At 66.9% G+C, this 15,203-nt stretch carries 15 protein-coding genes; 14 read left to right on the plus strand and 1 reads right to left on the minus strand.

Annotation, left to right across the window (positions count from 1 at the left end):
- The first annotated feature begins 162 nt into the window (after nucleotides 1-162).
- The 14 genes from QN357_RS12380 to QN357_RS12445 all read left to right on the plus strand — a co-directional run bounded on the left by QN357_RS12380 (nucleotide 163) and on the right by QN357_RS12445 (nucleotide 14,586).
- Nucleotides 163-834 (plus strand): hypothetical protein, encoded by a 672-nt coding sequence (locus tag QN357_RS12380; RefSeq protein ID WP_134449439.1) that lies wholly within the window; start codon nucleotides 163-165, stop codon nucleotides 832-834.
- A 91-nt stretch (nucleotides 835-925) separates the two neighbouring features.
- Entirely contained in the window at nucleotides 926-2,878 is a 1,953-nt protein-coding gene (thrS, locus tag QN357_RS12385) for a threonine--tRNA ligase (protein ID WP_416172943.1), read from the plus strand.
- A 1-nt stretch (nucleotide 2,879) separates the two neighbouring features.
- The gene (locus QN357_RS12390) at nucleotides 2,880-3,434 is read left to right on the plus strand and encodes an HIT family protein (RefSeq protein ID WP_174774630.1); all 555 of its coding nucleotides are present in this window, start codon (nucleotides 2,880-2,882) and stop codon (nucleotides 3,432-3,434) included.
- Between the two features lie 81 nt (nucleotides 3,435-3,515).
- A complete protein-coding gene (gene pdxS / locus QN357_RS12395) occupies nucleotides 3,516-4,418 on the plus strand; it encodes a pyridoxal 5'-phosphate synthase lyase subunit PdxS (RefSeq protein WP_134449442.1) in 903 nt (300 codons plus the stop codon).
- Nucleotides 4,419-4,427: 9 nt separating this feature from the next.
- On the plus strand, nucleotides 4,428-5,021 hold the full coding sequence (gene pdxT, locus QN357_RS12400) for a pyridoxal 5'-phosphate synthase glutaminase subunit PdxT (RefSeq protein ID WP_134449443.1): 594 nt from the start codon (nucleotides 4,428-4,430) through the stop codon (nucleotides 5,019-5,021).
- Between the two features lie 61 nt (nucleotides 5,022-5,082).
- Nucleotides 5,083-5,616: a DUF1697 domain-containing protein gene (locus tag QN357_RS12405; RefSeq protein ID WP_277870858.1), complete on the plus strand. Its 534-nt coding sequence runs from the start codon at nucleotides 5,083-5,085 to the stop codon at nucleotides 5,614-5,616.
- Between the two features lie 177 nt (nucleotides 5,617-5,793).
- Nucleotides 5,794-6,558, plus strand: coding sequence for a YebC/PmpR family DNA-binding transcriptional regulator (locus QN357_RS12410; RefSeq protein ID WP_134449445.1), 765 nt, complete (start codon nucleotides 5,794-5,796; stop codon nucleotides 6,556-6,558).
- 12 nt (nucleotides 6,559-6,570) lie between these two features.
- On the plus strand, nucleotides 6,571-7,170 hold the full coding sequence (gene ruvC / locus QN357_RS12415; protein WP_174774634.1) for a crossover junction endodeoxyribonuclease RuvC: 600 nt from the start codon (nucleotides 6,571-6,573) through the stop codon (nucleotides 7,168-7,170).
- Nucleotides 7,167-7,796: a Holliday junction branch migration protein RuvA gene (gene ruvA, locus QN357_RS12420; RefSeq protein ID WP_322135769.1), complete on the plus strand. Its 630-nt coding sequence runs from the start codon at nucleotides 7,167-7,169 to the stop codon at nucleotides 7,794-7,796. The genes ruvC and ruvA overlap by 4 nt, the downstream gene beginning before the upstream one ends.
- Before the next feature lie 53 nt (nucleotides 7,797-7,849).
- Nucleotides 7,850-8,863: a Holliday junction branch migration DNA helicase RuvB gene (ruvB, locus tag QN357_RS12425; protein ID WP_174774635.1), complete on the plus strand. Its 1,014-nt coding sequence runs from the start codon at nucleotides 7,850-7,852 to the stop codon at nucleotides 8,861-8,863.
- A gap of 78 nt (nucleotides 8,864-8,941) precedes the next feature.
- Nucleotides 8,942-9,388, plus strand: coding sequence for a preprotein translocase subunit YajC (yajC, locus tag QN357_RS12430; protein ID WP_134449449.1), 447 nt, complete (start codon nucleotides 8,942-8,944; stop codon nucleotides 9,386-9,388).
- Between the two features lie 63 nt (nucleotides 9,389-9,451).
- The gene (secD, locus tag QN357_RS12435; protein WP_322135771.1) at nucleotides 9,452-11,170 is read left to right on the plus strand and encodes a protein translocase subunit SecD; all 1,719 of its coding nucleotides are present in this window, start codon (nucleotides 9,452-9,454) and stop codon (nucleotides 11,168-11,170) included.
- Nucleotides 11,170-12,186, plus strand: coding sequence for a protein translocase subunit SecF (gene secF, locus QN357_RS12440; RefSeq protein WP_134449451.1), 1,017 nt, complete (start codon nucleotides 11,170-11,172; stop codon nucleotides 12,184-12,186). The genes secD and secF overlap by 1 nt, the downstream gene beginning before the upstream one ends.
- 129 nt (nucleotides 12,187-12,315) lie before the next feature.
- On the plus strand, nucleotides 12,316-14,586 hold the full coding sequence (locus QN357_RS12445) for a RelA/SpoT family protein (protein ID WP_134449452.1): 2,271 nt from the start codon (nucleotides 12,316-12,318) through the stop codon (nucleotides 14,584-14,586).
- On the opposite strand, the gene QN357_RS12450 is transcribed toward QN357_RS12445, so the two are convergent.
- Nucleotides 14,573-15,203 (minus strand): hypothetical protein (locus QN357_RS12450; RefSeq protein WP_323504951.1); only part of this gene is annotated, 631 nt, incomplete at its 5' end. The two genes, QN357_RS12445 and QN357_RS12450, sit on opposite strands and share 14 nt — an antisense overlap.

Raw genomic sequence — 15,203 nt, forward strand, 5'->3', positions numbered from 1 at the left:
GCGGTAGCGCGCTTCCCTGACACGGAAGAGGTCACTGGTTCGATCCCAGTATCGCCCACAGATAAACCCCCGGTTACCCCGGGGGTTTTTTCGTTTAACGTCCACCGGAATGGGGATACCGGTCCGGAGTCTGGTGCAGCACTCTCAAGGGGGAGGTTCGCCATGAATTCGCACACGGTGCCGCACGGCATCCGGTTCGGCCGCCGGGCGACCGACTTCCCGGCCGTCGTCGGCGCTGACGTCACCGACCGCCCGGGCGCCAGCAGGGCCCCCCGTCGCGGGGTGCCGGCAAGCAGGTACCTGCCGCCGCAGGACTGGGACCGCCTGCTCATCGCCGATGCGCAAGGACTGCCCACCCTGTACCTCGCCGCCGACGCCGGTGAATTGTGGCTGACGGAGCCCAGCACCGGCCGGGTCGTCGCGCTCGGCAACAGCCACCTGCGCGGCCTCGGCATCTGGAGCTTCTGGCTGCACAATGTCGACCAGCGCACGATCGTCGCACGAGAGGGACTCCTCCAGCCCGGTTCGGTCGTCGCGCTCGTCCGCGAGCAGGCGCACGGGTCCGGCCCCCGTGGGATCGCCGTCCACGCTGCGACCGGGCGCCCGGTCGGCCACGTCAGCCCGCGGATCGCCGCCGGGCTCTCCCCGCTCCTCGACGGCGGAGCGGGGCTCCTGGCGGTCACCCTCGCATCCGATCCGACTCTCGCCCGTGACCGGCCAGGGCTCGTCAAGGTGATCGCCTGTTCACCGGACGTCATCGGGCATCTCTTCCGCCGGCTGCCGCAGGGGGCACCCGTGCCGTTGCGTGCGCACGACACCGTCCTCGTGGCCTGAGCCTGGCAGCCGCCCGAGCCGCACGGGAATCCCGGTCGCGACCGCGCCGCTAAAGTTGGAGGGGTTCGCACAATACTGAGGAGTACTACACGTGGCTGACGGCTTTGAGCTTTTCACCGACCGGTCTGTTGTCGCAATGCGCGTCAACGGTGAGCTCAAGGATCTCGCCGCAACGCTGACCCAGACGGATGTCGTGGAACCCGTGACGATTTCGTCGCCGGATGGCCTGAACATCCTCCGCCACTCGGCAGCGCACGTGCTCGCCCAGGCGGTGCAGAACGTCAACCCGGCGGCACGCCTGGGGATCGGTCCGCCCGTGACGGACGGCTTCTACTACGACTTCGATGTCGAGGTGCCGTTCACGCCAGAAGACATCAAGGCGCTCGAGAAGGCCATGGACCGCATCATCCGCCAGGGCCAGCGTTTCGTGCGGCGCGTCGTGACCGATGAAGACGCCAGGGCCGAATTCGCCGCGGAACCGTACAAGCTCGAGCTGATCGGGCTGAAGGGCGGCGCCGTCGCGGCCACCGCGGACAACGAATCGGTCGAGGTCGGCGGCGCCGAGCTCACCATCTACGACAACGTCGACCCGAAGACGGGCGAGACGGTCTGGAAAGACCTCTGCCGTGGCCCGCACCTGCCGAACACCCGCATGATCGGCAACGGATACTCGCTGACCAGACTCGCCGCCGCATACTGGCGCGGCTCGGAGAAGAACCCGCAGCTGCAGCGCATCTACGGGACCGCCTGGCCGACCAAGGACGAGCTGCGCGCTTTCCAGGCTCGCCAGGAGGAAGCCGCCAAGCGCGACCACCGCAAGCTCGGCCAGGAACTCGACCTGTTCTCCTTCCCGGAGGAAATCGGTTCCGGACTGGCGGTCTTCCACCCCAAGGGCGGGATCATCCGCGCGGAGATCGAGAACTACATGCGCGAGCAGCTGCTCGCGAACGGCTACGACCTCGTCAACACCCCGCACATCACCAAGGCGCACCTGTTCGAGACCAGCGGGCACCTGCAGTGGTACAAGGACGGCATGTTCCCGCCGATGCACCTCGATGAAGAGGTCGACGCGGAGGGGAACATCACCCGGCAGGGCCAGGACTACTACCTCAAACCGATGAACTGCCCGATGCACAACCTCATCTTCAAGGCGCGGGGCCGCAGCTACCGCGAACTTCCGCTGCGTCTGGCCGAATTCGGAACCGTCTACCGGTACGAGAAGAGCGGAACGCTGTCCGGCCTCACCCGGGTGCGCGGGCTCACCCAGGACGATGCCCACATCTACGTCACCGCGAGCCAGGTGAAGGCGGAAGTCGCCAGCCAGCTCGAGTTCGTCTTCGAGACGCTGCGGGGATACGGGCTCACCGATTTCTACCTCGAACTCTCCACCAAGGACCCGGTGAAGTTCGTCGGCACCGACGAGCAGTGGGACGAGGCAACCGAGACCCTCAGGCAGGTCGCCGTCGAGTCCGGGCTCGAACTGGTCAGCGACCCGGGCGGAGCGGCGTTCTATGGCCCGAAGATCTCCGTGCAGGCCAGAGACGCGATCGGCAGGACCTGGCAGCTCTCCACGGTCCAGCTCGACTTCAACCAGCCGGAACTCTTCGACCTGGAGTACACCGCCTCCGACGGGACCCGCCAGCAGCCGGTGATGATCCACCGTGCCCTACTCGGCTCCATCGAGCGCTTCTTCGCTATCCTCCTCGAGCACTATGCCGGCGCCTTCCCGGTCTGGCTGTCCCCGGTCCAGGTCGTCGGCATCCCCGTCGCCGAAGCGTACGAGGACTATCTCGGTGAAGTCATCCGGCAGCTGAAGGCACTCGGGGTGCGCGCCGAACTCGACACCTCGAGCGACCGGATGCCCAAGAAGATCCGCACCCACACCAAGGCGAAGGTGCCGTTCCAGCTGATCGCAGGCGAAGACGACCGGGCGGCCGGATCGGTGAGCTTCCGTTTCAGGGACGGTACCCAGGAGAACGGCATCCCCGTCGTGGATGCGATCGCCCGTATCGTCGACGCGATCGCAACGAAGGCGCAGGTCTGAGATGGACGCCGGAGACGAGACGATCGAATCGTCCAGCGACTTCGCGGCCGTACCGGATGCCTTCCAACGGTTGTGGACGCCGCACCGGATGGTCTACATCCAGGACGGCACGCAGCCGCACGCCGACGCCTGCCCGTTCTGCCTCGCCCCGGCGATGACCGACGAGAAGGCGCTCATCGTCGCCCGCGGCACGCACGCGTACGTGCTCCTCAACCTGTTCCCGTACAACAGCGGCCACCTGCTCGTCTGCCCGTACCGCCACATTGCGACCTATGACGAAGCAACGCCAGAGGAAGTCGCCGAGATCGGTAGTCTGACCCAGGTGGCGATGCGCGTGCTCGCCGTGACCTCCAACTGCGACGGCTTCAACATCGGGATGAACCAGGGCAGGGTCGCCGGAGCGGGCATCGCCGAACACCTGCACCAGCACATCGTTCCGCGCTGGGCCACAGACTCGAACTTCTTCCCGATCATCGCGAAGACCAAGGCCATTCCGCAGCTGCTCGGCGACGTCCGCCGGATGGTCGCGGACGGCTGGCCGCGCGACGAGGACTAGCTCCACCCATCCCTACCATTCCCGCTCCCGCAGCCGCTGCTCGCGGAGTTCCCACCAGACGCAAGGAATAGAATTCACGTTATGACTGAAACAACATCCATCGAGCAGTTTGGTTCGAGCCGCGTCAAGCGCGGACTCGCCGACATGATGAAGGGCGGCGTCATCATGGACGTCGTCACTGCAGCCCAGGCCCGCATTGCCGAAGATGCCGGAGCCGTCGCCGTCATGGCGCTCGAGCGCGTTCCCGCGGACATCCGCTCCCAGGGCGGCGTCGCGCGGATGAGTGACCCGGACCTGATCGACAGCATCATCGCCGAGGTCTCCATCCCCGTGATGGCGAAGGCCCGCATCGGTCACTTCGTCGAGGCGCAGGTCCTGCAGGCGCTCGGCGTCGATTACATCGACGAGTCCGAGGTCCTCAGCCCGGCCGACTATGTGAACCACATCGACAAGTGGAAGTTCGACGTGCCGTTCGTGTGCGGCGCGACCAACCTCGGTGAGGCGCTCCGCCGCATCAACGAGGGTGCCGCGATGATCCGGTCGAAGGGCGAGGCCGGCACCGGCGACGTCTCGGAGGCGACCAAGCACATCCGCACCATCAACGCCGAGATCAAGCGCCTCGCTTCGCTCAGCAAGGACGAGCTCTACGTGGCGGCCAAGGACCTGCAGGCGCCGTACGAGCTCGTCGTCGAGATCGCCGCGACCGGCAAGCTCCCCGTCGTGCTCTTCACCGCGGGCGGCGTGGCCACCCCTGCAGACGCCGCGATGATGATGCAGCTCGGCGCGGACGGCGTCTTCGTCGGCTCCGGAATCTTCAAGTCCGGCAACCCGGAGCAGCGCGCCAACGCGATCGTCAAGGCCGTCACCTTCTTCGACGACGCCAAGATCGTCGCCGAAGTTTCTCGCGGCCTCGGCGAAGCCATGGTCGGCATCAACGTGTCCGACCTCGCGGCACCGCACCGCCTCTCCGAGCGCGGCTGGTAGCTCGAACAGGTGACGGTAGGAGTACTCGCCCTCCAGGGCGACTTCCGCGAGCATGCGCAGGTGTTGCGCACCCTCGGAGCGGACGTCGTCCTGGTGCGCCGACCAGAAGAACTCGCCCGCGTCGACGGGCTCGTGATTCCGGGCGGCGAATCCAGCGTGATGGACAAGCTCGCGCGGGCCTTCGGCCTCGCCGATCCCTTGCGCGCCGCCGTCAGGGCCGGCCTCCCGGTCTACGGGACCTGCGCGGGACTGATCATGCTCGCGGACACCGTCGTCGACGGCATTCGCGGCCAGGAGAGCATCGGCGGCCTCGACATCAGCGTCCGGCGCAATGCCTTCGGCTCCCAGACGCAGTCCTTCGAGACCGATCTGGAGGTACCGGTGCTCGGCGATGCGCCGGTGCACGCGGTGTTCATCCGCGCCCCGGTCGTCGATACCGTCGGTCCGAAGGCAAGGGCCCTCGCGCGGCTCGCCGACGGCCGCTGCGTCGCGGTCGAGCAGGGGCGCCTGCTCGGCACCTCGTTCCACCCGGAGATCACGGGGGAGCACCGCTTCCACGAGTACTTCCTCGGAACGGTCGCGGCCGCCCGCTTCCTCGGCTGATCCGGCCGGGGTTTCCCGCCTGCCGGCTGCGGGACTAGGGTTCTGGCATGAGTCAACGATGATGAGATATGTAGCCCTGCTCAGGGGAATCAATGTCAACGGCATAACCGTGGCCATGAATGATCTCGTGAAGACCTTCGAGGGCCTCGGCTACTCGGACGTCAAGACGGTGGTCGCGAGCGGCAACGTCGTCTTCACAGTCGACGAGGCGGCCGAGGCTTCACCGGACGCGATCAAGAGCCGGATCGAGGCGGCGTTGTCGGAGCGCTTCGATTACGAGGCCTGGATTGTGCTGATCGACGAGGCAGAACTCGCCCGCGAGGTGCGGTCCTACCCGTTCCCGGAACGGGAGGGCTGGCACGCCTACGTCATGTTCGGTTCTGACCCCTCCCACCTCGCGGAGCTCGCCGGCCATGCCAGGGAGCTCGACCAGGCGGACGAGCGGATCGAACTCGGCCACGGCGTCCTCTACTGGGAGGTCCGGCGTGCCGTCGGAATCAAGAGCGCCTTCAGCAAAAAGAGCGCCAAGGTGAAATACCGCGCCACGACGACGACCCGCAACCTGAACACCCTGCAGAAAATCATCACGCTCTGATCCTCCCTGCTTCGTCAGGGCGTCCGCCACGCCTGCCGGACGGCTCCGGCGGGGCGGATCGGGCACCTCGGGTTAGACTGGCCAACAGCGCATTGGTGCGACGAATTCGCTTTTCTGCCACTGGCGGCAGACGGCCGGCACCACAATCAGACAGCCAAGCACGACAACGGGAGATTCATGTCCGGACATTCCAAGTGGGCGACTACCAAGCACCAGAAGGCGGTCACCGACTCACGGAGGGCCAAGGCCTTCGCCAAGCTGATCAAGAACATCGAGGTCGCCGCTCGGATGGGCGGCGCCGACCTGTCGGGTAACCCGACGCTTGTGGATGCGATCCAGAAGGCCAAGAAGACTTCGGTCCCCAACGAGAACATCGACCGTGCGGTCAAGCGCGGAGCCGGCCTCGCCGGCGTCGTCGTCGATTACACCACGATCATGTACGAGGGCTACGCCGCAAACGGCGTCGCCATCATGATCGAGTGTCTCACCGACAACAAGAACCGCGCTGCGGCTGAAGTCCGCACGACGGTCAGCCGCAACGGCGGCAACATGGCCGACCCGGGCAGTGTTGCCTACAACTTCCACCGCAAGGGAATCGTCGTCGTCTCCAAGGCGAACGGCGTGACCGAAGACGACGTTCTCGGCGCGGTCCTCGACGCGGGTGCCGAAGAAGTCGTCGACGAGGGGGAGACCTTCGAGGTCTTCAGCGAGGTCCAGGACCTCGTGGCAACCCGTACGGCACTGCAGGCCGCCGGAATCGACTACAACTCGGCCGATATCGCCTTCGTCCCGCAGCTCACGATCGACGTCGACGCGGAGACCGCTCGCAAGGTGTTCAAGCTCATCGACGCACTCGAGGAACTCGACGACGTGCAGAACATCTACAGCAACTACGCCGTGTCTGCCGCAGTCTCCGCTGAGCTCGAAGCCGAGAACGAGTAGTCAACGGTGGCCGTGCGGGTGCTCGGAATCGACCCCGGGCTCACCCGTTGCGGCGTCGGTGTCGTCGACGTCGCGCCGAACCGCACGGCTACCCTCGTCGACGTCACCGTGTTGCGCAGTTCGCCCGACCTGCCACTCGAGCAGCGCCTGCTGCTGCTGAGCCGAGGACTCGAGGAGATGATGGACCGGCATAAGCCGGCCTTCGTCGCGATCGAGCGCGTCTTCGCCCAGCACAACGTGCGCACGGTGATGGGCACCGCCCAGATCAGCGGGGTCGCCCTCCTGCTCGCCGCCCAGCGCGGCCTCACGGTCACCCTGCATACCCCGAGCGAGGTCAAGGCGGCGATCACCGGCTACGGCTCGGCCGACAAGGCCCAGGTCGGCGCCATGGTCGCCCGCGTGCTCGGCCTCAGCGAGGTCCCGAAACCGGCGGATGCCGCGGACGCACTCGCACTGGCCATCTGCCACGCCTGGCGAACCGGGGCATCAGGAGGCACCCTTCCGACGACGGACGGGCTCGCGGGCGGCGCACTCACGCCGGCACAGGCTGCGTGGCGCGCCGCGGAGCGCGGAGCGGCAGCGTCGGCGGTGCCCCGTAGGCTTAAGCGATGATCTCTTCCGTACGTGGACTCGTCCTCTCCGCCGTTGGCTCGACGGCGGTGCTCGAGGTCGGGGGAGTCGGGCTCGCCGTGCAGGTGACGCCGACGACCGCCCTCGGCCTCCGGCACGGCAGCGAGGCGCGCCTGCTGACAACCCTGCTGGTCAGGGAGGACTCGCTCACCCTCTACGGTTTCGCGACCGCCGACGAGCTGTCCGTCTTCGAACTTCTCATCGGCGTCACAGGGGTCGGCCCGAAGTCCGCGCTCGGCGTACTCGCCGTGCTCACCCCGAACCAGGTGGCCCAGGCCGTCGCAGGTGAAGACGACGCCGTCTTCCGCAAGGTCAGCGGCATCGGGCCGAAGACCGCGAAGCTCATCATCCTGTCCCTGGCCGGCAAGGTCGTGGTTTCGGCCGTCGACGGCGCACCCCGCACCAGGCGTCCTTCCGTGGCAAGCCCCGCAGCGAGCGTCCAGGCCGCCCTGATCGGCCTCGGCTGGTCCGAGCGCGTCGCGGAGGAAGCCGTCAGGGAGACCCTCGCCGAGGCCGCCGAACCCGACCTGATCGGTGTCGCCGCCCTGCTGAGGCTCGTCCTCGCCCGGCTCGGACCGGCGCACCAGGCTTCGGAGGACCGGCAGTGACATCGGAACAGTTCGCGGCGACGCCGGACCCCGGGGTCGAGCTCACGAGCCCACTGCTCGAGGGTGAGGCCGAGCTGGCATTCGAGGGCGCGCTTCGCCCGCGGAGCCTCGCGGAATTCGTCGGCCAGCAGAAGGTGCGCGGCCAGTTGCAGCTCATGCTCACCGCCGCAACGATGCAGAATCGCACACCAGACCACATCCTGCTCGCCGGCCCTCCCGGCCTCGGCAAGACAACGCTCGCCATGATCATCGCCTACGAGGGCAACCGCCCGCTGCGCATGTCGAGCGGTCCGGCCATCCAGCACGCCGGCGACCTGGCAGCGGTGCTGTCCTCCCTCGTGCCAGGCGAAGTGCTCTTCATCGACGAGATCCACCGGATGGCGAGGTCCGCAGAGGAGATGCTCTACCTCGCAATGGAGGACTTCCGCATCGACATCATGGTGGGCAAGGGCGCAGGCGCCACGTCCGTGCCGCTCGACCTCGCCCCATTCACCCTCGTCGGCGCGACGACACGGTCCGGGATGCTCCCGAACCCGCTTCGCGACCGGTTCGGGTTCACGGCGCACCTCGAGTTCTATGCCAGCCAGGAGCTGGAACAGGTCCTCGCCCGCGCGGCGACCATGCTCGACCTCGACATCGACAGGGAGGCCATCGCGGAGATCGCCGGTCGCTGCAGGGGAACGCCGCGTATCGCGAACCGGCTCTTGCGCAGGGTGCGCGACTACGCCCTCGTCCATGGCGGTGCCGCCGACCTGGCGGCCGTCCACGCGGCCCTCGAGCTCTACGACGTCGACCCGATCGGCCTCGACAGGCTCGACCGCGAGGTCATGAACATCATCCTTACCCGTTTTGGGGGTGGGCCGGTCGGACTGAACACCCTCGCCGTCTCGGTGGGGGAAGAAGCCGAGACCGTCGAGTCGGTCGTTGAGCCGTTCCTGGTACGGATAGGCTTCCTCACGCGCACCCCGCGTGGCCGCGTGGCGACGGCAGCCGCCTGGCGGCACTTCGGGCTCGCCGATCCGAACGACGTCGGCCGCCAACCCGCCCTTCCGCTTGATGACCTATAATTCGATGTGGTTCGCTCCGAGCCGCATGTACGCACACGCTTCGGCCACCGCGCCGCAACTGAAAGGCTTTGCTGCACTATGGATCCGTTGACTCTCGTCATGCTCGCCGTACTGGCGCTGCTGGTGTTCTTTATGTTCCGCAACGGCCGCAAGCGCCAGAAGGAACAGGCGTCGCTGCAGTCGCAGATGGTCGCGGGCGCGAACGTCATGACCAACTTCGGTATGTACGGAACCATTCTGTCGATCGACGAGGAAGCAAACAAGGTCGAGCTCGAGATTGCTCCCGGAACCGTCGTCCAGATGCACCGCCAGGCGATCTCCCGCGTCGTCGAGCCCGCCGTCACCGACGAGTCCGCCGACGAAGCCGATGCCGAACTCGAGTCGTCGACCGACGACGCGCGCGCGGCCCGGCTCAATGAAGACGACGCGATCCTCCTGGGCGAACCAGAGTTCGGTGAGCGCATTGCCGACGAGGCCCCCTCAACCGATTCGACCAAGAGCGACCCCACCAAGGGCGACGCGTAACCAACCCTCGCCCGGCTCGCGTCCTTGTGGCGCCCGCACGCGTATAGAAAGCTGAGTTCCAAGGTGGCAAAGTCGACTCCGGCCAAGAAGGCCTGGCGTTCCCTGACGTGGCTGGGGGTGATCGTCATCGGCCTGATCGCAGTCAACCTCTTCGGTGTCCTCACCGCCGGAGGGTCCTGGGCGCCCAAGCTGGCCCTGGACCTCGAGGGTGGCACGCAGATCATCCTCGCGCCGAAGCTCGAGTCCGGTCAGTCCGTCTCCCAGGAGCAGCTGAACCAGGCGGTGTCGATCATCCGGCAGCGCATCGACTCCTCCGGTGTCTCCGAGGCGGAGATCAACACGAGCGGCCAGAACATCGTCGTGTCGATCCCGGGAATCCCGGACGACGCAACCATCAACCGGATCGAATCGTCCGCGAAGCTCGAGTTCCGCCCGGTCCTGGTCGCCGCCGCCCCGTCGACGGCAGCTGTCGGCGCCGACGGCACCGCAACGCCGACTCCGGTAGCCACGGTCGACCCGAGCCTGTCGAGCACGCCGACGGCCGTACCGACGAACGGCAGCGATCTCAGCTGGGTGACCCCGGCGCTCCAGGCGCAGTACGACGCCTTCGACTGCTCGACCATCGACACCTCCAACGTCGCACCGGCCGACCAGCCGCTCGTGACCTGTGAGACAGACGGTTCGGTCAAGTACATCCTCGGGCCGGTGGAGGTCAGCGGCGAGAACGTCTCCGACGCCACCAACGGCCAGAAGACGACCCAGTCCGGTGCCACCACCGGCGAGTGGGTCGTCAACATCAAGTTCGACGATCAGGGCACCAAGGACTTCGCGACGGTCAGCACCCGGCTGAGCGGCCTCACCGGCGTGCAGAACCAGTTCGCGATCGTGCTCGACGGCAAGGTCATCTCCGCGCCACGCACCCTCGCCGTGATCACGGACGGCAACGCCCAGATCAGCGGCAGTTTCGATCAGGCATCGTCGAAGGTTCTCGCGGACCAGCTGAAGTTCGGAGCCCTGCCGCTGAGCTTCACCGTACAGAGCCAGGACACGATCTCGGCGACCCTCGGTTCGACCCAGCTCGTGAGCGGCCTCATCGCCGGCCTGATCGGACTCATCCTGGTCGTCCTGTACTCGCTCCTGCAGTACCGACTGCTCGGTTTCGTCACTGTTGCGTCGCTCGTCGTCGCCGCCGTCATCACTTACCTGCTGATCACGATCCTGTCCTGGCGTGAGGGCTACCGGCTCTCCCTCGCCGGTGTCGCGGGGTTGATCGTCGCCATCGGAATCACGGCGGACTCGTTCATCGTGTACTTCGAACGAGTGCGCGACGAGTTGCGCGACGGCCGCGGGCTGGAATCGGCCGTGGAAGCGGGCTGGAAGCGCGCCATCCGCACGGTCCTCGCCTCCGACGCGGTCAACTTCCTCGCCGCGGGCGTGCTCTTCATCGTCGCCGTCGGAAACGTGAAGGGCTTCGCCCTGACGCTCGGGCTCACGACGATCGTCGACGTCGTCGTCGTTGCGCTCTTCACCCACCCGGTCCTGCAGCTGCTCGCCCAGACCCGCTTCTTCAACGAGGGCCACCGGTTCAGCGGCCTGGACCCGAGGGCTCTCGGAGCCACCTACCGGGGGAGGGCGAAGTTCCGGCCCTCAGACGAGGTCGCCTCCGCCAAGTTGTCGTCCGCGAGCCGTGAGGCCGCGAAGCGCCAGACCATCGCCGAGCGGAAAGCATCAGAACTCGTCGGATCCTCCTCGGATCGGTCGACCGACGGGAAGGATTCCTAATGGCGAGCTTTTCCCAGTTCGGCAACGACCTGCACACCGGCAAGCGCTCCTTCAACATCATCGGGCGTCGCAAGGTCTGGTATTCCCTGGCCGGTATCGCCATCCTGATCGCGCTCGTGGTGCCCCAGCTTCGCGGCGGCTTCGTCTTCGGTATCGAATTCACCGGCGGCTCCGAATTCGTCGTGAGCGACGTCGCGACCCAGGACCAGTCGCTCGCGGTCAAGGCCGTGACGAGCATCGAGCCCTCCGCGGTCCCGAAGGTGTCGAACGTCAGCACCACCGGCATCCGCATTCAGACGGACCAGCTGTCGAGCGACGCGACCCGGCAGATGCGCACAGCACTCGCCGACGCGTACGGCGTGCCCGCCGAGCAGGTCACGGCATCGTTCATCGGCCCGTCGTGGGGTGCTGACATCACCGGTCAGGCACTCAGGGGCCTCGGGATCTTCCTCGTCCTCGCCGCGATCGGCATGGCCCTGTACTTCAGGACCTGGAAGATGTCCCTCGCCGCGATGGTCGCGCTGCTGCACGACCTCATCATCACGGCCGGGTTCTACGGGATCACCGGGTTCGAGATAACCCCGGCCGCGGTGATCGGGTTCCTGACGATTCTCGGTTACTCGCTCTACGACACCGTCGTGGTGTTCGACAAGATCCGAGAGAACACCCGCGAAGACGGACCGGAATCGCGCAGGACCTTCGCAGACTCTGTCAACCTCGCGGTGAACCAGACGCTCGTGCGTTCCATCAACACCTCCGTCGTCGCGATCCTCCCGGTCGGCTCGATCCTCTTCATCGGCGCGTTCGTGCTCGGGGCGGGAACGCTGCGCGACATCTCGCTCGCGCTCCTGATCGGTATCATCGCCGGCGCGTACTCGACCATCTTCATCGCATCTCCGCTGTACGCCCAGCTCCGCACGATGGAACCCGGAGTGCGCAAGCGTGACAAGAAGGCGCTCGCCCTGCGCGCCAAGGCGTCCTCCGCGCCGAAGACGGACGTGCGCGTCACCGTCTAGCCGCACCGGATCACCGCCAATAGCGCCGCTCCCCGGCTAATTCGAGGGGAGCGGCACGGAGCGGTCGAAAAAGGCGCGATAATTGCTGGATGCCCGGGAATGGCCGGGCGCTCGCGAACGAGGTATGAGATGACGGAAACGACGACACCGCCACCGAACGCGCCGCTGCCCGCCGCTTCCCTCCGACGCCTCGTTCCGCGGATCTTCTCCCGCGCCCAGCCGGTCGGCGCCGTGGACACCCTGCTGCGGACCGTGCGGATGCACCACCCGAAGGTCGACCTGTCGATCATCGAGCGCGCGTATACCGCAGCGGAACGCGCCCACGAGGGTCAGGTGCGCCGCAGCGGAGAACCGTACATCACCCATCCGGTCGCCGTCGCCCAGATTCTCGCAGACCTCGGCATCGGCCCGAAGACCGTTGCCGCCGCCCTGCTGCACGACACCGTCGAAGACACCGAGTACACCCTCGACCAGTTGCGCGCCGACTTCGGCGACGAGATCGCGATGCTCGTCGACGGCGTGACGAAGCTCGACAAGGTCAAGTACGGCGACAGCACCCAGGCCGAGACCGTTCGCAAGATGATCGTCGCGATGTCCAAGGACATCCGGGTACTGATCATCAAGCTCGCAGACCGGCTCCACAACGCGCGCACCTGGGGATTCGTTCCCGCAGAGTCCGCGGTGCGCAAGGCGACGGAGACGCTCGAGATCTACGCCCCGCTCGCGCACCGCCTCGGGATCCAGACCATCAAGTGGGAGCTCGAAGACCTGTCCTTCGCGGTCCTGTATCCGAAGCTCTACGCCGAGATCGAAAGCCTCGTCAAGCAGCGCACCCCGCAGCGCGAGGAGTTCGTGCAGCACGTCATCGACGCGATCGTCGAAGACCTCAAGGCCGCGCGCATCCGCGGCAAGGTCGCGGGACGGCCCAAGCAGTACTACTCGATCTACCAGAAGATGGTCGTGCGGGGACGCGAATTCGACGAGATCTACGACCTCGTCGGCATCCGTGTCCTCGTGAACTCGGTTCGGGACTGCTACGCCGTGCTCGGTGCGATCCACGCCCGCTGGACGCCGCTGCCCGGCCGGTTCAAGGACTACATCGCCACACCCAAATTCAACCTCTACCAGTCCCTGCATACGACGGTGCTCGGCCCGAGCGGTCGCGCCGTCGAGATCCAGATCCGCACCCAGGAGATGCACCAGCGTGCCGAGTTCGGCGTCGCATCGCACTGGAAGTACAAGGAACAGACCACGGGCAAGAGCTCGGGGCCCGGCCCGCAGAGCGACACCGACATGGCCTGGCTCGCGCACATCTCCGACTGGCAGGCCGAGACCGCGGACCCCGGCGAGTTCCTGGACTCGCTGCGCTACGAAATCGGCGCCAAAGAGGTTTACGTCTTCACCCCGAAGGGCCGGGTGATCGGCCTGCCGACGGGAGCGACCCCCGTCGACTTCGCTTACGCCGTGCACACGGAGGTCGGCCACCGCACCATGGGTGCCAAGGTCAACGGGCGGCTGGTGCCCCTCGAGAGCCCATTGGTCACCGGGGACGTCGTCGAGGTCTTCACCTCGAAGAACCCGGACTCGGGGCCGAGCAAGGACTGGCTCAACTTCGTCAAGAGCCCGAGGGCCCGCAACAAGATCCGGCAGTGGTTCACCAAGGAACGCCGCGACGAGGCCATCGAACAGGGCAGGGACGCCATCGCCCGCGCGATGCGCAAGCAGAACCTTCCCCTGCAGAAGCTGATGAACCAGGACTCCTTCGCCGAGGTCGCAGCGGTGATGAAGTACGAGGACGTCTCCGCGCTCTACGCCGCCGTCGGCGAGGGGCACATCAGCACGCAGTCGGTGCTCGAGAAGGTCGTCGCGACCCTGCAGAGCGTCGAGGAGAGCGATGCGACCGATCTGCCGTTCGCGCCGAACGGACGCACCCAGACGCTGCGCAACAGCGACTCCGGGATCCTCGTCCGCGGTGCCCCGGACATCCTGGTCAAACTCGCCCGTTGCTGTACCCCGGTTCCGGGAGACAAGGTCGTCGGGTTCATCACTCGCGGCGCCGGAGTCTCCGTGCACCAGGCATCCTGTCGCAATGTGCAGTCGCTGCTCAAGGAGCCGGAGCGGATGATCGAGGTCGACTGGGCCCCCACGTCGAAGAGCCTGTTCCTGGTCCAGATCCAGATCGAGGCCCTCGACCGCTCAGGACTTTTGTCGGACGTGACCAGGGTGCTCTCCGAACATCACGTCAACATCCTCTCCGCGACCGTGCACACCTCGAGCGATCGGCTGGCGATCAGCCGTTTCGTCTTCGAGATGGGTGACACGACCCACCTGGACCGGGTACTCAACGCCGTGCGTCGCATCGACGCCGTCTACGACGTCTACCGCGTCAACGACGGGTAGGCTCTCCGAGCGCCTGCATGGCCGTTTCCGCGGCGTCGAGCTGAACGAGCGCCCTGTGGGTGTACGGGAGGCGGTCGATGGCGCAGGTGCGCCTCGCCGCCGAGGTGTCCGGGTGGCCGGCCAGGCGGAGCAGTGCACCGATCAGGGCTGACGGGGCGGGAGACTCCGGGGGAGGCCAGCGCGCGAGGTCGAGTGCGGTGCGCAGCGGCCGGGTGACGAGAAGGCCGCCCGGCAGGATACCGTCCCTGCGCACGGTGCGGGCGCCGACGCGGATCGTGTTCTCGAGGTCACAGGCGACCTCGCGGACGCCGAAACGCGGTGACGGCGGGAAGTACGCCCGCGCCGTGATGGGCACGCAGAACTGGTGGCGCCCCGGCTCGGGAGCGAGGCCGTAGATCCACGCGGCGGTCAGCCGTTCCGCGATCGCCTTGGCCGGCACCAGGAGGGCGAGGGACCGCGCCCGTTGGTCCCGGTCTTCCGCGAGGTCCACCGGGCTCCAGAAGTCGCCGACGCGGAACAGCTCTCCGTCCAGGCACAGGCTCGAGAGCTCTGCGAGGGGGAGATCGCGCGGGGAAAGGACGTCGGGGAGTCGGATGGGCACCTGGACAGGGTGCGCC

It is taken from the genome of Cryobacterium sp. RTC2.1 (assembly GCF_035018685.1).
Classification (GTDB): domain Bacteria; phylum Actinomycetota; class Actinomycetes; order Actinomycetales; family Microbacteriaceae; genus Cryobacterium; species Cryobacterium glucosi.